Origin of the sequence: Nitrosomonas sp. Nm84 (genome assembly GCF_003201565.1) — a bacterium.
In the GTDB taxonomy this organism is placed as follows: Bacteria; Pseudomonadota; Gammaproteobacteria; order Burkholderiales; family Nitrosomonadaceae; genus Nitrosomonas.
In genome coordinates, this window is record NZ_QJJP01000002.1 from 88,053 (window position 1) to 106,740 (window position 18,688).

The window sequence follows — 18,688 nt, forward strand, 5'->3', positions numbered from 1 at the left end:
TTTTTGTAATCAACTTGTCGCTATGAAGGCTCTTTTTTTTCTTCGCCACTATAACGACATCGATCATGTCACTCCGGTCATTTACAAATGGATCAAATCGGGTCATCAATGCGATGTGGTACTGATTGGTTCCACAGCATTCCGTCGTGATTTTCGCGTTAAATATTTAAGTCAGCTGGAGGGGGTGCGTGTAGCGCATATGCGCGAACTGTTTTCATTGCTTGAATATATCAAATGGCGTTTACAGATGTTTTTGTTGACGCGCAATGTGAGACGCATAAAAGTTATCGGTCCATTAGTGACCAGATTGGCAGAACGCTATGATGAAAAACGACGCGAACCGTTGTGGCGGCATACTGCGGAATATTTGCTGAACAGAAGTTTTGGCAGTGCAGGCAAGGGCGTTATCGCTTTTGACTGGATTGAGCGGAACTCGGTGATTTGTGTGGAATGGGTCGAAGTGGTGGTGGCAATGGCAAAAAGCAGAGGATTGAGTGCCGTGTCCTTGCCGCATGGTGATAGTCCGCACGCCAGCCAATTGATTCGCCGCGGTGAAAGGCGCGTGGAGCCCGACGTCACATTTTCGGCGGCCACGATATTCGATAAGGTGGTGGTGCCCAACGAGCTATGTGCTGTACGTTTCCGTCCATTTATGACAGCAAATCAACTGGCTGTATTGGGTTCGCCACGGTATTGTGAAGAGTGGTTGAAAATACTTTCTGGATTGATGCCACCTTCACCGTTAGTCCGTTTGGACAGCCGACTCAAAATTGTGATGTTCCTGAGAAAAGCCAACTTCACGACATTCTGGGAAGAAGTGGGTGAAGTGGTGCATATGATCGCTGAGTTTCCCGGCGTAGAACTGATCATCAAGCCGCATACCCGGAGCGGCTGGAAGCAATCGCTGACGAAAGACAACACGATCAAGCAATTGCCCAATGTGCGCATTGCCGGCGATGATGCGCATTCGGTTCATCTGATGAATTGGTCCGATGTCATTATTGATTTGGCAACTTCGGTGGTTTTTGAAGCTGTCAGAGCAAAAAAACCGGTATTGGCCGCTGATTATTTAATCGCCGCCCGCTCAGCTGTGGCTTATTACATGCCGGAAACGGAATTGAAATGCCGCGATGATGTGTATGACAAAATTAATGGTTTTTTAACCCATGGTTGCGATGCTTTTTATGTTGAGGAGCATCGGCAGCATTTCTTGAAGGAAATGCTGGATTTTCCGGATGCGGATGTGTTGCCTCGTTATGTCGCTCTGCTTGAGCAATCAGCGTGTTGAGTTGCATTAGATGTTTGTCTTGCAAGAATCAAGGTTGATTCATATAACTTCATAAAGTGTAATGATGTCAGTTAAAGACATATTCAATGAGTTGGTTGTGGCAGCGTATAAGCTGAAAGGCGGGTATGCGAATATACAGGTTAGAGGTCAGCGCATTTTGATTTCAGTCGATCACTTGCGCACCCTTCAACGGGCAAGGACCTATTCGATTAAAGAGCCGGACACACTGGATTGGCTGGACAGCTTTGAGCCGGACTCATGTTATTTTGATATTGGTGCGAATATCGGCCAATACTCCTTATATCCGGCTAAAAAATACGGCGACAAAATCCAGGTGTACGCGTTTGAACCGCAAAGCAACAACTACTACGAACTCAACAAAAATATTTTTTTCAATAACCTGGGAGAAAATATTTTATCGTACTGTGTTGCGGTGTCGGGTCAAAGTAAATTTTCCAAATTGTATATCCCTAAATTTATTCCTGGTGGGAATCGGTCGCAATTCGGGCATGAAGACATCGAGAATATGAAAATATCAGCGACGCATGTGCAAGGGATGTTTGGCGTTACACTGGATGATTTATGCGGCAAATGGGGATTTCCTTATCCGAATTATATGAAAATCGATGTCGATGGTATAGAAATCTCTATTCTGAACGGCGCCAAATCGGTATTGGCACACTCCGCATTACGGTCGATCATCATCGAGCTGGGTACTGATGAAGAACGGAATAAAGCGATCGTTTTAATGGAGCAGGCAGGTCTTAAGGTTAAACAAAAATCGACCAGAAACTGGGGAGAAGCGTACCTGATATTTGAAAGGATCTAAGTTTGTATGGATGAGTTCGTTGCGCCGTCTGTTGATGTCATTATCCCGGTTTATAACGCTCCGGCGCTGACAAAGCGTTGTATCGAGTCAGTTGTGACCTATCTTGGCCAGTCGATAAGGACTATTTACGTTCAAGATGACGCATCAGGTGCTGAAACCGGCGCGATGCTCGATGGCTTGTCTTACCGGCGGTTGCATATTCATCACGCGCCTGAAAATCAAGGGTACGGCAAATCGGTCAATGAAGCGGTTGCGCGCTCTGATGCTGACTGGGTATTGGTGCTCAATTCAGACACAGAGATTCATGAAAATTTCTTGCCGGTACTGTGCGAGGCTTTTGCGGCTGATCCGGAATTGGCGGTGATCAGTCCTGCCGTTGACAATTTTGCCAAGCATCATCTTGAACGTTACGTGCGGCAACCTGGTGGGTATATTGCTACCTATCGCTTTCAAGGCTACGCCTTTTTAATCCGACGCAATCTATTTGTCGCGCTGGGTGGATTTGATACGCAGTTTGGCCGAGGCTATTTTGAGGACACGGATTTAGGACGACGGCTGGATCAACAAGGGTGGTGCATAGGTGTACATCCGGATGCCCATATCCGCCATGCGAGCGGTGCATCATTCGGGCGTGGTCGAACTTATCGGTTATTGACGCAACGTAACCGTGCTTTGTATCTGTCGCGTTACCCGGAAGCGCGTCAAAATATCCTGCTGGTGTCAGGTCACTATACGCTGACCGATTTACCGGCTCAACTCGCTGATTCGATCGAACATGTGTTGCGGCAAGGCGGCGGTATTCACTGGCTGACACCCGCACCATTACCTCAGTTATCTTGTCTGCAAATGCGCAACAGCACGGCAAGTTTCAGAATAATCATGAAATTGATGTTGCGCGGTTGGTCACGTGAGGATAAACGCATTTCTGCGGTGTGGGTTCTGCCTGGCGTTTCAATCGTGCTGCGCACGTTATTAACGCTGTTTGTTCGTATGCGTAAACTGGACTATGTGAAAATGGAAAAAAGACAGTTTGAATTAGCAACGCAACAGCCGGATTCTCAGAAAGATTGATCGACTGAGCTTATATCAAGGCAAGATATTGCCAAACGACATCCGGAATAAGTATTCAGTGTTAGCAGCGAAATAAAAATATCCACCGATTGGTTTCATGCAAACTAATATGACATGGCGCGAGTTATTTATCAGATTTTCGCTGATTTTTATCTGCGTGGGCTTCTGGCGCGGTGGTTTAAATTTTATTTCTTTTCCATTGTTAGGCATAGCTTGGTTGATGGATGGCGGCTTATACCGATTTGATCGAGTCATCAAAGAACCATTTGTACAAGCCATTCTTCTGTTATGTACGCTGTTGCTCTTAGGGTTGTTATGGGGCGAATTACCAGAAGATGGCAGGATGAAGTGGTTGAAGTACTTTATTCTGCTGATTTTTATTCCTTTCTACGCGCTTCTGAATAAGGAGCGCTTGCCGTGGGTGGTGGGCGCGCTTGTGCTGGGCTATTTGGGTGTTGTAGCGCTGGGCCTTTATTACTGGCTGGTCACGAGTGAGCAAGGTGTGCCATTTCTGGGAATGTCTTACCTGAGTTTCTCAGCAATGCTTGGGATAGGCGTCGTAGTAGTCACTTATCTGGCGAGTTTGAAGCAATCAATAGCGCTGAAAATAATATTGTGGATTGTTGCGCTTGTATTATTGTGGATGCAGTTTCATCAAGGCGGTAGAGCGCTTTTGTTTGCAACACTGGTTGCTATGCTGTGTTTATTTTTCTTGCGCTATCAAGTGGATATTAAGAAATTTATCAGCATTGCTGCTGCAGTGTTTTTGATCGCTGCAATTTTTGCTGCTAACAGTCCGGTTTTTCAGGATAGATGGGCCCAAGTAAAAAATGATGTCGAGTTGTTACAACAAGGTAACTATAGCTCCAGCTTGGGATATCGGCTGGCTATGTGGGATGTGGGCATACATGGCATGATTGAGCGTCCATTATTGGGTCATGGAACCGGGGTGCCTGAGCGTTATTTTGAGCGTACGATTCTGACCTACAAAAATGGCATTTACAAAAACCTGCCGCAGTTTCAGGAGACTTCTCATTATCATAATGACTGGATTGAAATTGCTATGCACATTGGTATGTTGGGTCTATTGGCTTTGCTGTTTCTATTCCGGGGTTGGTATCAAATATTCAAGAAAAATCAGCTAGGCATACTGGGGGCTGGTTTATTGAGTTACATTTTTGTGGCAGGATTGACGGATACGTTTATTATTTTTAGTAAAACTCAGATCATATTGCTGATGATTACTGCAGTTGCCATAAGCTGGCAAAAACAAGCGCGATGATTGTTTGAATATGGCGGTTAGCTTGCTACTGTAAAAGAGGAGAAATATGGACAACAATATTCAGTTTCCGGTTGTCGATGAGACCGTTGGGTTAATTCCTGTTAATCCGGCAATTGAAGCCTATATGCGCAGTTTGGTAGCGCATACTGATCATCTTATTCTCATTGAGATGGAAGAATTTGCGCGACTGAGAGATTTTCCGATTGTGAATCGCTTAGTCGGTATTTTTCTTGAAACCCAGGCGAAAATGATTAACGCAAAGCGGATATTTGAATTCGGCAGTGGTTTTGGCTATTCGGCGTACTGGTTCGCTAAGGCTGTTGGTGCTGATGGATGTGTCATGTGCAGTGATGCCGATGCTGCAAACCGCGAACGTGCGGAGAAATATCTTACTGCGGTTGATTTATGGCAGCGCACAGAATTTCGTGTAGGTCTGGCACAGGATGTTTTTGCGCAAACGGATGACTTGTTTGATATTTGTTATAACGATGTAGATAAAGAGGCTTATCCGGAGATTTGGCGAATGGCTAAAAATCGCATTCGTTCAGGGGGTCTTTATATTGCTGATAATGCTTTGTGGCATGGCCGTGTTGCTATGGAAAACTATACTGATGTGGTATTAGGTTCAACGGAAGCCATTGTGGAACATAATCGACTGATTTTTGATGATTCAGAGTTCGACGCATTTATTAATCCAATTCGTGATGGCGTGATTGTCGCAAGAAAAAAATAGTGTTAAGTCGCGTTAAACAAAGCATATTCAGTTACCGAGAGCATGATGGGCTATGTGATTCTCATAGCGGTACAATTGATTAATTGGTATAGTTACACCTGATTTGTAAAATAACTTGCTGTGACAAGCGTGTTATTGGCTATGATTGATTTTCTAAGGAAATGTTATGCAAATTCATGTTTATGATACTTATGTTAAGGCTAAAGATGGGCATACGATGCACTTTGATGTTTTTACCGCGGTGAAAGATGATCAGAAAGCTGTTGAATATGCCAAACAATGGCTGATTTCTATTGGTGAAAGTGACGCAATCGTGACGAGTAAGGAATGTAGTTTTTGTCATAGTCAAAGCGCTCCTGAAAATGTCATTAATGAGATTAACAAGAGCGGTTTTTATATTTACAAAATGGAAGGCTGTTAATTGTGACTGTAGGTCGTAAAAGCAATGTAGAGTAAAAATGCCGCACCCTTAATTCTGAAGGTTTCCGAAATGAAGCTCAAATTTAAACAATTAATAATTTCTAGCGCTATTCTTATGTTGTGTAACTCAGCTCAGGCTACCGAGCCAAAATTGATTGGCGAACATGGTGATTGGGCGGCCTATATGTTTGTGGAAAATAATAATAAAGTTTGTTATATGGTGAGTCAGCCTAAAAAAACTTCAGGCAATTACACAAAACGTGGTGATGTATTTGTTTTGATAACACATCGACCAGCAGAGAAAAGTAAAAACGTCTTTAGTTATATTGCCGGTTATTCGTACAAGCCGGGTAGTGAAGCGACAGTTACAGTAAATAATCAGAATTTTCGTCTTTTTACTCAGGATGATTCCGCTTGGGCATCGGATGAATCGACTGACAATAAAATAACGGATGCAATAAAACGTGGTAGTTCTCTAGTAGTCAAGGGCGCATCAGCGCGTGGGACGGAAACAGTGGATACTTTCGGGCTAAATGGATCATCGTCCGCTTATAAAGCCATCTCATCCGAATGTGGCGTCAAATAAGAATATATTTTTGCTTTTGTTGTAATGTTGTAAGTGTCATAATTAAATTGTGCCCTTTGAATCAGAAAGTTGGTTTGAGCTGATATAAATCCGAGAGTGTTGTGCTATGAGTGATAAAATAATTATTTATCAGAAGCCTACATGCAGTAAATGTAGAGCAACATTATCGTTGTTAGAGGATAGTGGCGAGGAGTTTGAGTCGGTTAATTATTATGAAGCACCTCTAACAACTGATAAATTGCGAGAATTGATTCAGAAACTTAATATGTCGGTGCATGATATATTGCGCAAGGATGAGCCGTCAGCGCGGAGTTTAAGTGCTGCATCGGATGATGAGATCATCGAAGCAATGGTGGAAAACCCAGATCTGATTCAACGTCCTATTGTAGTGCGCGGCGACAAAGCCAAGTTATGTAGACCGCCGGAGAATGTTTTGGATCTGCTCAAATAAATAACAAGATTGGCTTTGGCACTTGATTTCTTGTTCTTTTTCTTTCTATCTGATTATTTAAATCATTGCGCCGCATAAGAAAACCGTACGACTGATTTAGCAAAATCGCGTACGGTTTTTTGTTTTTCAGATGACTTGCTTCCGCTAGGTGGAAGCTTCTTGTGTCGAAGTTTGCGGTTTGGCCGACGCTAAATTTTTACTTTCACGAGCCGGTAATTTTTCACGAATACGAGCGGATTTTCCTGCAAGATTTCTAAGATAATAAAGTTTTGCACGACGAACTGCACCTCGGCGTTTAATTTCGATGCTTGCTATCAATGGCGAGTATGTTTGGAAGGTACGTTCTACACCTTCTCCACTTGAAATTTTGCGTACTGTGAAGGCTGAATTCAGACCACGGTTGCGCTTGGCTATTACGACACCTTCATAAGCTTGCACACGCTTGCGGTCTCCCTCAACAACATTGACATTAACAATCACTGTATCTCCGGGGGAGAAACTGGGTATGTCTTTGTTTAGGCGTTTTATCTCTTCAGCTTCTAATTGCTCAATTAAGTTCATATTTCTTTCCTCTTCTTCCCTATTTTGCTAATTCTACCTGGATTTACAGGATTGTTTAAACTCTTCCAACAGTTTTTCTTCTTCGACCGTCATGCCGTGTGCAAATTTTAACTCAAATAAATCAGGTCGCTTGAGCCATGTCCTGCCGATGGTTTGCTGTAAGCGCCAACGGTGTATATGCGCATGATTGCCTGACATCAGTATTTCGGGTACACGACTGCCTTGATACGACTCGGGGCGAGTAAAATGTGGATAGTCTAATAGACCATCCACAAACGAGTCCTGATTCGCTGATTCCGGATCACCTAATGTACCTGGAATTTGTCTAACAACACAATCAATTAATATCATTGCGGCTAATTCGCCACCTGAGACTACATAATCCCCAATCGATATTTCCATGTCGACTTGGCGCATGATTAGCCGCTCATCTATTCCTTCATAACGTCCACAGAGTAAAATAAACCCTGGCAAGGTGCTGAGCTGCTTGACCAGCGCATGATCAAGTCGTTTGCCTTGTGGTGTCAAATAAATAACTTTGGTTTTCTCAATACCCAATGCGATTTGTCTTGTTCTAGCTTGAATGATTGCATCTTCTAATGGTTGAGCCATCATTACCATGCCCGGTCCTCCGCCATAAGGACTGTCGTCTACAGCACGATAATTGTCGTGAGTAAAGTCACGAGGATTCCATGTATTAAGTTGAAAGACGGTGTTTCTGCTAGCCTTTCCTGTTACACCATATTGAGTGATGGCGTTGAACATTTCCGGAAATAATGTGATCACGTCACATTCAAAAGGCATCGTTCATTACCTTAATAATCTATACCCCAGTCAACTATGATTCGAGAAAGCTTCAAATCGACTTTTACGATAACTTGTTCAATAAAAGGAATGAGGATTTCTTTTTTTTCTTTATCTATGCTTCGTACGCATAAAACGTCATTCGCGCCAGTTTCAAGCAATCCTGCAACTTTACCAAGGTTCTCATTGTTTAGATTGATGACATCGTTGCCAATCAAGTCCGACCAATAATAGCCACATTCTCCCTCTTCCGGCAGAGCGGGTAATTGATCACGTGGAATAGCTATTTGCATTCCTTTTAGCTTGAGAACCTGTGTACGGTCGGTATATTCCTTTAATTGTGCATTTAAAGTATTACCATTACTGTGACCTGTCACAACTCGCACTTCTTGCCACTCATTATTTCCTTTACTCAGCCACCATGATGGGTATTCCATTAATCCATCAGCATATTCAGTGTAAGGGAGCACTTTAATCCAACCATAAACACCAAAGGGGCCAATAACATGCCCCATTACTACCATTGGGATAGTCGACTGTTGGTTTGTGATGACTTTAGCTATTTTCTGGTGCTTTGTTATTAACAGTGAACTGCTTAACCAGTCGCGTTGCTGTTGCTGATAATTGCGCACCTTGGGATTGCCAATAGGTAACGCGATCCAATTGAATTCGCAGTGTTTCTTCACCACCAATGGCTCTTGGGTTATAGAAGCCAACGCGTTCTATAAATCGACCATCGCGCGCATCGCGAGAATTTGCAACAACCATATTAAAAAACGGGCGCTTCTTAGCACCACCCCTTGCCAACCTGATAATGACCATATTTTTGCCTATAAGCTTATAATTGCACGAGAAGTCTTCAAAGAACCTTTAATTTTACAGTAATTTCTTTATTATTGACAAGTGGCAAACTGATCAAGTTTGTGATTTCTCCTCGGCAGGAGGAGATTTGAACGTGAATTCTTATCATAGGATTAATTAAATTGTCTTCAGGTGTCTCTAAGGATTTTATTATTGCTGAGTCAAATCAATGTGTTTCTTGCGGCTTGTGTTTGCCGCATTGCCCAACTTATCGCTTGTTGAAATCAGAAGCTGATTCTCCGCGTGGGCGCATTGCTTTGATGAGTGGGGTTGCTAATGAGCGAATCCCGCTGAATCAAAAATTTATTCAGCACATGGATCGCTGTCTAACGTGTCGGGCTTGTGAGGCGGTGTGTCCTAATCATGTTGCTTATGGGCATTTAATTGATGGAGCTCGTGTTCTGATTGCAGATCAATCAAAATCTTTTGTGTCAGGTCAAAATTTAAATATAAAAATATTATTGCGAATGTTATTGCTGATGAAGTCTGCACGCATAGAACGATTGCGTCAGTTGTTTTATTTTCTGCAGAAAAGTGGTTTGTTACGATGGCTGCTAAAATTTAATCGGCTGGAGAGAAATAGATTATTTAAATTTGTTGCACAACTTCCTCGGGTTAAGTTTCCCTATGTGGCAAATTCAAATAGAAAACATGCTGCTAGCAATAATATCTGGGAGAAAGTTTATCCTGCGAGAGGAGAGGAACGAGGGGACGTCGGTTTGTTTCTGGGCTGTGTGGCGCGGATAACCGACGTCGCAACATTGAACGCAAGTATTTATGTATTGAATTGCTTGGGTTATACCGTTCATGTTCCTTCCAATCAAACTTGCTGTGGCGCGCTACATCAACATAGTGGCGGACTAGAGCAGGCTGCTGCACTGGCAAAACAAAATAAAGCGGCTTTCGCCGCACTGAATGTCGGTGCAATAGTCAGTACTGCGTCAGGTTGTGGTGTGCAGTTGCTTGAGTCTGAAGTGGCTGATGGCCATAGTCGGATTACAGACATCAGCAGATTCCTGATTGAAGCCGAGGGATGGGAAAGTGTGAAAATAGCGCCATTGCCGCAAAGAATTCTAGTGCATGATCCATGCAGTTTGCGTAATGTATTGCATGATCAGACATATCCTTATCAGTTGATTGCACGTATACCGGGTGTGCAGGTAGTGCCATTGGCCGGTAATGATCAGTGCTGTGGTGCTGCGGGAAGTTATTTTATGGACCAACCTGAAATCGCCAGTATGTTGCTGGATGATAAGATGTCCGCCCTGGTGGCAGGTGATGCCAAGCACTTGGTTACTTCTAATATTGGTTGCTCAATGCATATTGCCAATGGCTTGCATGAGAAAAAAATAAATATTGAAGTGCTGCATCCGGTTACTTTGCTGGCACGGCAAATGGGTTTGGAATCATAGTGAAAACACATGGTTATGTGATTTTGTTGCTTATTTCACAAAAACTTGTTGATACAACACAGTGTTGAGCGAAGATGTAAATAATCGTTTATGTACTAAGGGGTGGCTGATTTTCTGAATATCGGTCTATAATGACTACCTAATATTCATTGTTTATTTTTAATAGATTATGGTTACTATCGATAAGCTTATCATTGGTTTTGATAGCGCTTTGCGTACGCTGTTGACGCCGGCTCAAACCTTACGACCTGTTCCGGGCAACGAACTGCCGGAAGTTGAACTGACTGATGCAGAAAAACGACTATCTTGTGCGCTCATGCGTGTGAATCATGTTGGCGAAGTTTGTGCGCAGGCGTTGTATCAAGGGCAGGGATTAACAGCGCGTAACGAAACCGTACAGCAAACATTGATGCAGGCTGCACGTGAAGAGACAGAGCATCTGGCGTGGACAGAGCGACGTATTGCTGAGCTGAGCGGGCGTAAAAGCTTGCTGAATCCGCTGTGGTATGGCGGGTCTTTTGCCATAGGTGTAGTGGCAGGAATGTTGGGTGATAAATGGAATTTGGGATTTCTTGCTGAAACAGAGCATCAAGTGGGTATGCATCTGGCAAGTCATTTGGAACGTTTACCCAATAGCGATGAGAAAAGCCGCGCTATTGTCACGCAAATGAAGATTGATGAAGCCAGTCATGCAACCATGGCGCTGTCCTATGGTGGCGCCGAGTTGCCACTGCCTGTGAAATTCACGATGAAGCTTGGATCAAAGGTAATGACTCAAACAGCCTATTGGGTTTGATCATAGTAAATTGTTAATTATCAATTAGTATGAAATAAGCAAGATAAAACAGTGATGCAATGAGCACATAGAATACCGATTTCGCCATGAAAAATATTAATCTGACACATCATTTCCTGATCGCTATGCCGACAATGGCGGATTCTATATTTTCTAAGACATTGACGTATATTTGTGAGCACAACGAACAAGGTGCGATCGGCATCGTTATTAACCGGCCAACCGACCTTACGCTGGTTAATTTATTCAAACAGTTAGGCATCCAACAAGATGATTTTCTAGCGCAAACAACCCCAGTGCTTTTTGGCGGGCCTGTTCAAATGGATTGCGGGTTTGTATTACATCACCCCATAGGCAAGTGGCAGTCAACGTTAGTAGTGAATCAGGAAGTGGGATTGACTACGTCGTTGGACATCTTAAAAGCCATTGCGAGTGCCGATGGACCGGATCAAGTATTGATTGCCCTTGGCTATGCGGGTTGGGCTGCGGGACAGATTGAGCACGAATTGGCTCAGAATGCATGGTTGACGGTGCCGGCTTCATCCGATGTGATATTTAGCATGCCGTCGGAAGAAAGGCTCTCTGCGGCAATGCAATTACTGGGCATTCATGATGCCAATCTCTCCAATGAAGTTGGGCACGCATAACTATCGGTACGAATGGTAGAAATTCTTTTAGACGTGGATTCGGAACATCAAGCACTGGAACGGCTCCCGCAAGGTACTGTATTAGCTTTTGATTTCGGGAAGAAACGTATTGGTGTGGCGATTGGTAATAATATGCTAGGCACGGCGCGTCCCTTAGTGACGATTGATAGCGAAGTGACAGAGCGATGTTTTGTTACAATTGCGCAATTGATTGAAACCTGGCAGCCGGTTTTGCTGGTGGTGGGGTTGCCGCTGCATAGCGATGGAACCGCGCATGAACTGACCCAATTGAGCCAGCGTTTTGCGCGGCGTTTAGCAGGGCGTTTTAATATCAGGGTGATATTGAAAGATGAACGTTATACCAGTGAAACTGCCAGTGCTGCGTTACGCGAATCAGGTATTACCGGCAGAAAACAAAAAACAGTGCTGGATCAGGTAGCCGCACAGCAGATACTACAATCATTTTTTGACGAACAGCATGCAACTACCAGACGCTGAGACCTTATTCAAGAGTCTCGCAAAAAAAATACAATCCGATTGTGACAAAGATTTTGTACTCGTGGGCATTCATACGGGGGGAGTATGGTTGGCTGAGCGCTTGCATCAAGAGTTGGCAATCACGCAGCCGCTAGGCACACTGGATGTATCTTTTTATCGCGATGATTTCGATAAAATTGGTTTGCATTCAAAGGTTAAACGGTCGGAAATACCTTTTGAGGTGGAAGGGGCGCATATTATTTTGGTGGATGATGTGCTTTATACCGGACGAACAATCCGTGCAGCAATTAACGAGCTATTTGATTATGGCCGCCCCGCCTGCATCAGATTGGCTACTTTGGTTGACCGAAGTGGCAGGGAATTGCCGATTGCCGCCCAATATACGGGCGTTGAACTGCAGTTGCCAGCGGACAAGATGCTGGAATTAAAGCGCGAAGCGAATGGAAAATTAAGCTTGAATTTGTATGACAAGAGCCTTGCGGAATGATGAATAGGAATCCGCAACTGGATGAGAATGGCGTGTTGCAGCATCTGCTGACGACGGAAGGATTGCCGGCATCTGTTTTATTGCACATATTGGATACCGCCGAGTCATTTGTTGGCGTTACTGAACGCGATGTTAAAAAAATTCCGTTATTACGTGGAAAATCGATATTCAATCTTTTTTTTGAACCCAGTACGCGAACACGGACAACCTTTGAAATTGCCGCTAAACGATTGTCGGCCGATGTCATTAATCTCAATATTGCAGTTTCTGCGCAATCCAAGGGCGAAGCGCTGCTGGATACCGTCAATAATCTTTCTGCGATGAATGCAGATATGTTTGTGGTGCGGCATGCGCAGAGTGGTGCTGCGCATTTGATTGCAAGGCATGTGCGGTCAGATATTCATGTGATTAATGCCGGTGATGGCAGTCATGCGCACCCCACGCAAGCATTGCTGGATATGTTTACGATCCGGCGTCATAAGCAGGATTTCCATAATTTGCGGGTTGCAATCATTGGCGACATTCTACATTCCAGGGTAGCGCGTTCTCAGATTCATGCACTGACTACATTGGGAGTACCGGAAGTCCGTGTAATTGCACCTAAGACTTTGCTGCCGAAAATGGTGGAGCGCCTAGGTGTGCATGTCTACCATGATATGGCGAAAGGGTTGAAGGATATTGACGTGTTGATGATGCTGCGCCTGCAGAATGAACGCATGCAAGGTGCGAACCTACCTAGCCCGGAAGAATATTTTAAATACTATGGACTGACTCCAGAGAAGTTATCGCTTGCGCGGCGTGACGCCATTGTCATGCATCCTGGGCCGATGAATCGTGGCGTGGAAATTGATTCTGCGGTTGCAGATGGTAAACAGTCAGTGATTTTGTCTCAGGTGACATTTGGTATCGCGGTACGCATGGCTGTGATGTCGATTCTGGCGGGTAATCAAGCTTAAGGTCGTCTGCATGAAAATTCATATTAAGAATGGACGTTTGATTGATCCCAAGCATGGTGTTGATGCCGTTCAGGATATTTTTATTGCGAAGGGTAAAGTCGTCGCTATAGGTGAAGCTCCCAAGGAATTCCAGGCCAGTCGTGTCATTGATGCTCGATCGTTAATCGTCTGCCCAGGTTTCGTTGATTTGTCGGTGCGCTTGCGTGAACCTGGGTTTGAATATAAAGCAACATTGGAATCTGAGATGGGAGCGGCGGTTGCGGGGGGGATAACGAGCTTTGCCTGTCCGCCGGATACGGATCCTCCGCTGGATGAGCCGGGGTTGGTCGAAATGCTGAAGCATCGTGCGAAAAGTCTTAATCAGGCACATGTTTATCCCATTGGCGCACTTACTCAAGGATTAAACGGTGAGCGTCTGACTGAAATGGCGGAATTGAATGATGCCGGGTGTGTTGTATTTGGTCAGTCGGATGGCTTGTTATCTAATTTGCGCGTGTTAATGCAGGCAATGCGGTACGCTTCTACATTCGGTTTCAGCGTATGGCTACGGCCACAAGAAATCAGCTTGACCAGTGATGGCGTAGCGCATGATGGAGAAGTGGCAACTCGGCTGGGTTTACCCACAGTTCCTGTGTGTGCTGAAACAATTGCTTTGGCCAATATTATTTTACTGACCAAAGAAACAGGCGTCAGAGTGCATTTGTGTCGGATTTCCAGTGCTGAAGGACTGGCGATGGTTCGTGTCGCTAAGCATCAGGGTTTGCCAATAAGCTGCGATGTGACGATCAATCATCTGCATCTGTCTGATATGGACATTGGCTTCTTCGATTCCAATTGCCATCTGATGCCGCCGTTGCGTGGTTTCAGTGATCGGGATGCATTGCGACAGGGGGTGCTGGATGGAACGATCGATGCGATTTGTTCAGATCATGCGCCGGTGGATGAAGATGCTAAATTGCTGCCATTTGGTCAGTCTGAGATCGGTGCTACCGGTGTGGAATTACTATTGCCGCTAACTTTAAAATGGGGAATGGAAATGCGCTTGCCTATGCTTAAGGTTTTGGCAAAGATTACATCAGATCCAGCACAAATACTGGGGATTGACGCGGGACATATCGCCGTCGGAAGTGCCGCGGATATCTGCATATTTGATCCTGACCATTATTGGAAGGTGACATCGACAGCAATTTTGAGTCAAGGTAAAAATACGCCTTTTATGGGAATGGAATTACCGGGTGGTATTAAATATACCTTGGTGAATGGCCAGATTGTTTACGAACGCTGAAGTCTGATGGATTCTGCGGATTTTAATGCGCATTAGCACGACGTAATTTGTTTTTAACTGATTATTGGGAGCAACATGTCAAACCCGTTACTTGATTTTTCCGGATTGCCCCGTTTTGCGGAAATAAAGAATGAGCATATTTCACCAGCCATTGAGATGTTGTTGAAAGAGAACCGTACGGTGATCGAAAAAGTGCGAATTGATAATCGTGTACCTACCTGGCAAATTTTTGTGCAGCCGATGGTGGATGCCAATGAGCATTTGTCGCGTGCTTGGGGGCAGGTATCGCATTTGAATGCGGTGATGAATAGCCCACAACTTCGCGAAATCTATAATGCGAATCTTCCATTGATTACGCAGTTTTACGCCGAATTATCGCAAGACTTGGTATTGTTCGAAAAATTTAAGCAATTACGGGCGAGCGCGGAATTTGATCATTTGACCTCCGCGCGGAAAAAAATTATTGAAAATGAATTGAGGGATTTTCGTTTAGGGGGTGCGGAATTGCCATCTGATAGAAAGCAACGATTCATGCAGATCCAGGAAGATCTGTCGAAATTATCTTCAGAGTTTAGCGATAACTTACTGGATGCCACGAATGCCTATGCACTATTTATTGAAGATGCAGAAATCGTAGCAGGTATTCCGGACGATGTATTACAAACCGCTAAGGAACAGGCTATAGCGGATTCCAAGGCGGGATGGAAATTTACTCTGCATATGCCGTCTTATCTTCCAGTACTGCAGTATGCCGACAATCGCAATTTTCGTGAGCAAATGTACCGTGCTTATGCAACGCGTGCCAGTGAGTTGGATCATCAGGCCGGGCTCGATAAAGACAACATGCCGCTTATCAATAAGATACTGGCACTGCGTCAGGAAGCAGCGCACATGTTGGGACATGCGAATTATGCCGAGGTTTCGTTGGCAACGAAAATGGCGACTTCCCCGCAACAGGTTTTGGATTTTTTGAGGAAATTAGCAGCCAAAGCAAAACCGTACGCTGAGCGAGATCTGAGAGCACTACAGCAATTTGCAGCAGAGAATCTGAATTTGCCGAAACTTGAAGCCTGGGATTTAGCCTATGTGAGTGAGAAATTACGTGAAGAACGCTATGCTTTTTCAGATCAGGAAGTTAAAGAATACTTTCCGGAAGACAAAGTGCTGGCGGGTATGTTTAAGTTAGTGGAAAAACTGTATGGCATACATATTGTGCCAGCGATAGCTATACGCAATGTTCAGTGCTGGCACCCTGATGTGAAATTTTTTGATATCAATGATGCGAAAGGTCAATTAATTGGCCAATTTTATCTGGATCTCTATGCACGGCCTACCAAGCGAGGCGGTGCATGGATGGATGATGCGATTACACGTCGTCGAATTAATAATGAACAAGCAGGAAATCACGACATACAAATACCGGTCGCATACCTCACGTGTAACTTCTCGGCGCCTGTAACTATCAACAACCGACATCGTCCGGCTTTATTTACCCATAATGAGGTGATCGTGCTATTTCATGAATTCGGTCATGGTTTGCATCACTTGCTGACGCAAGTGGAAGATTTGGGGGTGTCGGGTATTAATGGAGTGGAATGGGATGCAGTGGAATTGCCCAGTCAGTTTATGGAAAATTTTTGCTGGGAGTGGGATGTGCTAACCGGAATGACGCAGCATGTTGATACCGGCGAATCGCTACCGAGAGCTTTATTTGATAAGATGATCAAAGCCAAGAACTTTCAAAGTGGGTTGCAGATGTTGCGGCAGATTGAATTTGCGCTTTTTGATATGCATATCCACTTTGACTTTAAACCAGGCGGCGACCAAACGGTGTTACAACTGCTGGATGATATTCGTAAAGCGGTTGCGGTGATCATTCCGCCAAGCTTTAATCGCTTCCCTAATAGTTTTGCACATATTTTTTCAGGGGGGTATGCTGCAGGTTATTATAGCTATAAATGGGCGGAAGTACTCTCGGCAGACGCTTATAGCATGTTTGAAGAGACTGCTTCGGATGGTGTAGTCAATGCTGCAACCGGTTCGCGTTTTCTTGAAGAGATCCTTGCGATGGGCGGGAGTCGTTCAGCATTGGAATCATTTATGGCATTTCGTGGCCGTGAACCAGAGCTGGATGCATTGTTGCGTCACAATGGGATGGAAACAGCTTAATTGTTACACTGTATTATTTTCTCGTTGAGTGAGTATGCTGTTATGAAGTACTATGGATAATCTGTCATATATCCGAGATTTGACAGTTGGTTTAATGAAAATTTTTTAATTTCTGCATGTAGTGTCACAAAATTGAAAGTGAGTGAAAACACTTACCGGGTTGTTGAGAAACATTTTCGAGGAATCCTAGACAAGAACAGGCGATAAGGCGCGTTGTGCTTAATAATTGAGCATTTTGAGCCTATTTTTAACACCGTGACGGCAACAACGTAGATAGTTTTTCAGCGACCTGTTAACGGCAAGGTGTATTGAACCAATTGTGTAAATGTGGCAAGATCGATCGGTTTTTTTAATAAAATAAATAAGAGCATGATGAATACTATCCATTCCAAAGCTATTGCTATTCTGGTATTTAGTTTGTTTTTAACAGGTTGCGCTACAACCAAGACGAATAACCAGAATGGCCCTCATGACCCTCTAGAGTCTATGAACCGCGCCGTTTTTAATTTTAATGAAATGGTGTATGACAATGTATTGGATCCGGTTGCCAGAGGTTATAAGTGGGTTACTCCCGATCCTATCGAATTGGTGGTTGGAAACTTTTTCTCCAATCTGAACGACGTGGTGGTGACCACTAATTCTGTGCTGCAATTAAATTATGAGAGCGCACTTGTTAGCGGTACGCGGGTATTGATCAATACCACTTTCGGTATATTTGGTTTGATCGATATTGCCAGTGATATCAGTGCAGCAAGCGATGTTAATCTTAACAAACGCAACGAGGACTTCGGTCAGACATTGGGACGTTATGGTGTTACCAGTGGGCCGTATATTGTATTGCCTTTCTTGGGGCCCAGTTCTGTACGCGATGCGTTCGGAATAGCTGTTGATAGTTTCTTCATGGATCCCGTTACACAAGGGGTAACAGGGGTTTTTATGGATGATGTGGATTATCTGAATAAAGTGGCACTACGTTTGCCTGTTGCAACAGCGAGAACTATCAATGCACGTGCACAGTTTCTTGATGACGATAAAACGCTTGAAGAGGCCGCATTGGATAAATATGAATTTATGCGTGACGCCTATTTACAAAGACGTACCAGCTTGATCAACAACACAGCTACTGTGGAGACTAAGTGATAAAACGGAAAACATACTTTGCTCTTATGTTGTTACTGTTTTGTGAGTAGTCGCTTATCTTATTTATATTGACTACATGACCGTACTTCGAAAGATTAGGTTTTCGCATATATTGTTTTTCTGCTGAAGAACTATTCAACGCTACACCGCTAATAAATAATAAATAGGCACATTGATTGATGGAGAATCACTCTAAATTAATGTGCATATTTTTTATACAGTTCTTGTAAATAAAGTTTAAAAAATGAAGAAATTTCAATGCAATATATGCGGATTTATTTATGATGAAGCAGTGGGTGATCCAGAACATGGCGTAAGAGCCGGGACGCATTGGGAAGATGTTCCCGAACACTGGGCTTGTCCTGAGTGTGGCGTGGATAAAGCAGATTTTGAAATGGTGGAGATCTGAGCA

General features: G+C 44.0%; 22 protein-coding genes. 18 read left to right on the plus strand and 4 right to left on the minus strand.

Going from position 1 to position 18,688, the window contains the following annotated elements:
* The first annotated feature begins 22 nt into the window (after positions 1-22).
* The 8 genes from C8R34_RS01915 to C8R34_RS01950 all read left to right on the plus strand — a co-directional run bounded on the left by C8R34_RS01915 (position 23) and on the right by C8R34_RS01950 (position 6,660).
* A complete protein-coding gene (locus C8R34_RS01915; RefSeq protein ID WP_110337292.1) occupies positions 23-1,288 on the plus strand; it encodes a hypothetical protein in 1,266 nt (421 codons plus the stop codon).
* Positions 1,289-1,385: 97 nt separating this feature from the next.
* Positions 1,386-2,117: an FkbM family methyltransferase gene (locus C8R34_RS01920; protein WP_258364312.1), complete on the plus strand. Its 732-nt coding sequence runs from the start codon at positions 1,386-1,388 to the stop codon at positions 2,115-2,117.
* 6 nt (positions 2,118-2,123) lie between these two features.
* Positions 2,124-3,188 carry a glycosyltransferase family 2 protein gene (locus C8R34_RS01925; protein WP_110337294.1) on the plus strand — a complete coding sequence of 355 codons (1,065 nt, stop codon included), beginning with the start codon at positions 2,124-2,126 and terminating at the stop codon, positions 3,186-3,188.
* A gap of 97 nt (positions 3,189-3,285) precedes the next feature.
* Entirely contained in the window at positions 3,286-4,470 is a 1,185-nt protein-coding gene (locus tag C8R34_RS01930) for an O-antigen ligase (RefSeq protein ID WP_110337296.1), read from the plus strand.
* Positions 4,471-4,516: 46 nt separating this feature from the next.
* Positions 4,517-5,203 (plus strand): O-methyltransferase, encoded by a 687-nt coding sequence (locus C8R34_RS01935; protein WP_110337298.1) that lies wholly within the window; start codon positions 4,517-4,519, stop codon positions 5,201-5,203.
* Between the two features lie 166 nt (positions 5,204-5,369).
* Positions 5,370-5,624, plus strand: coding sequence for a DUF2024 family protein (locus C8R34_RS01940; protein ID WP_110337300.1), 255 nt, complete (start codon positions 5,370-5,372; stop codon positions 5,622-5,624).
* Positions 5,625-5,693: 69 nt separating this feature from the next.
* The gene (locus C8R34_RS01945; RefSeq protein WP_110337302.1) at positions 5,694-6,209 is read left to right on the plus strand and encodes an invasion associated locus B family protein; all 516 of its coding nucleotides are present in this window, start codon (positions 5,694-5,696) and stop codon (positions 6,207-6,209) included.
* A 106-nt stretch (positions 6,210-6,315) separates the two neighbouring features.
* Positions 6,316-6,660: an arsenate reductase family protein gene (locus C8R34_RS01950; RefSeq protein ID WP_110337304.1), complete on the plus strand. Its 345-nt coding sequence runs from the start codon at positions 6,316-6,318 to the stop codon at positions 6,658-6,660.
* Positions 6,661-6,804: 144 nt separating this feature from the next.
* Here the strand turns inward: C8R34_RS01950 and rplS are convergent, their stop codons facing one another.
* The 4 genes from rplS to rpsP are packed head-to-tail and all read right to left on the minus strand — an operon-like array spanning position 6,805 to position 8,847.
* Positions 6,805-7,221, minus strand: coding sequence for a 50S ribosomal protein L19 (gene rplS, locus C8R34_RS01955; RefSeq protein WP_110337306.1), 417 nt, complete (start codon positions 7,219-7,221; stop codon positions 6,805-6,807).
* A 33-nt stretch (positions 7,222-7,254) separates the two neighbouring features.
* Complete coding sequence (gene trmD / locus C8R34_RS01960; protein WP_110337308.1) at positions 7,255-8,025, minus strand: tRNA (guanosine(37)-N1)-methyltransferase TrmD; 771 nt, start codon at positions 8,023-8,025, stop codon at positions 7,255-7,257.
* A gap of 11 nt (positions 8,026-8,036) precedes the next feature.
* On the minus strand, positions 8,037-8,549 hold the full coding sequence (gene rimM / locus C8R34_RS01965) for a ribosome maturation factor RimM (RefSeq protein ID WP_165872491.1): 513 nt from the start codon (positions 8,547-8,549) through the stop codon (positions 8,037-8,039).
* A 31-nt stretch (positions 8,550-8,580) separates the two neighbouring features.
* Entirely contained in the window at positions 8,581-8,847 is a 267-nt protein-coding gene (gene rpsP / locus C8R34_RS01970; protein WP_110337312.1) for a 30S ribosomal protein S16, read from the minus strand.
* A gap of 161 nt (positions 8,848-9,008) precedes the next feature.
* Here rpsP and C8R34_RS01975 point away from each other — a divergent pair, with 161 nt between their 5' ends.
* From C8R34_RS01975 to C8R34_RS02020, 10 genes are all read left to right on the plus strand, one after another.
* A complete protein-coding gene (locus tag C8R34_RS01975; RefSeq protein WP_110337314.1) occupies positions 9,009-10,298 on the plus strand; it encodes a (Fe-S)-binding protein in 1,290 nt (429 codons plus the stop codon).
* A 169-nt stretch (positions 10,299-10,467) separates the two neighbouring features.
* Entirely contained in the window at positions 10,468-11,094 is a 627-nt protein-coding gene (gene coq7, locus C8R34_RS01980; protein ID WP_110337316.1) for a 2-polyprenyl-3-methyl-6-methoxy-1,4-benzoquinone monooxygenase, read from the plus strand.
* Between the two features lie 86 nt (positions 11,095-11,180).
* Positions 11,181-11,741: a YqgE/AlgH family protein gene (locus C8R34_RS01985; RefSeq protein ID WP_110337318.1), complete on the plus strand. Its 561-nt coding sequence runs from the start codon at positions 11,181-11,183 to the stop codon at positions 11,739-11,741.
* Positions 11,742-11,753: 12 nt separating this feature from the next.
* Positions 11,754-12,239: a Holliday junction resolvase RuvX gene (gene ruvX / locus C8R34_RS01990; protein WP_110337320.1), complete on the plus strand. Its 486-nt coding sequence runs from the start codon at positions 11,754-11,756 to the stop codon at positions 12,237-12,239.
* Positions 12,220-12,726 carry a bifunctional pyr operon transcriptional regulator/uracil phosphoribosyltransferase PyrR gene (gene pyrR, locus C8R34_RS01995; protein ID WP_110337322.1) on the plus strand — a complete coding sequence of 169 codons (507 nt, stop codon included), beginning with the start codon at positions 12,220-12,222 and terminating at the stop codon, positions 12,724-12,726. Before ruvX ends, pyrR begins: the two co-directional genes overlap by 20 nt.
* Positions 12,726-13,682, plus strand: coding sequence for an aspartate carbamoyltransferase catalytic subunit (locus tag C8R34_RS02000; protein ID WP_110337472.1), 957 nt, complete (start codon positions 12,726-12,728; stop codon positions 13,680-13,682). The genes pyrR and C8R34_RS02000 overlap by 1 nt, the downstream gene beginning before the upstream one ends.
* 10 nt (positions 13,683-13,692) lie before the next feature.
* Positions 13,693-14,967 carry a dihydroorotase gene (locus C8R34_RS02005; RefSeq protein ID WP_110337324.1) on the plus strand — a complete coding sequence of 425 codons (1,275 nt, stop codon included), beginning with the start codon at positions 13,693-13,695 and terminating at the stop codon, positions 14,965-14,967.
* A gap of 75 nt (positions 14,968-15,042) precedes the next feature.
* Positions 15,043-17,136 (plus strand): M3 family metallopeptidase, encoded by a 2,094-nt coding sequence (locus C8R34_RS02010; protein WP_110337326.1) that lies wholly within the window; start codon positions 15,043-15,045, stop codon positions 17,134-17,136.
* 369 nt (positions 17,137-17,505) lie between these two features.
* Entirely contained in the window at positions 17,506-18,276 is a 771-nt protein-coding gene (locus C8R34_RS02015) for a VacJ family lipoprotein (RefSeq protein WP_110337328.1), read from the plus strand.
* A 244-nt stretch (positions 18,277-18,520) separates the two neighbouring features.
* On the plus strand, positions 18,521-18,685 hold the full coding sequence (locus tag C8R34_RS02020; protein WP_110337330.1) for a rubredoxin: 165 nt from the start codon (positions 18,521-18,523) through the stop codon (positions 18,683-18,685).
* Positions 18,686-18,688: the final 3 nt, after the last annotated feature.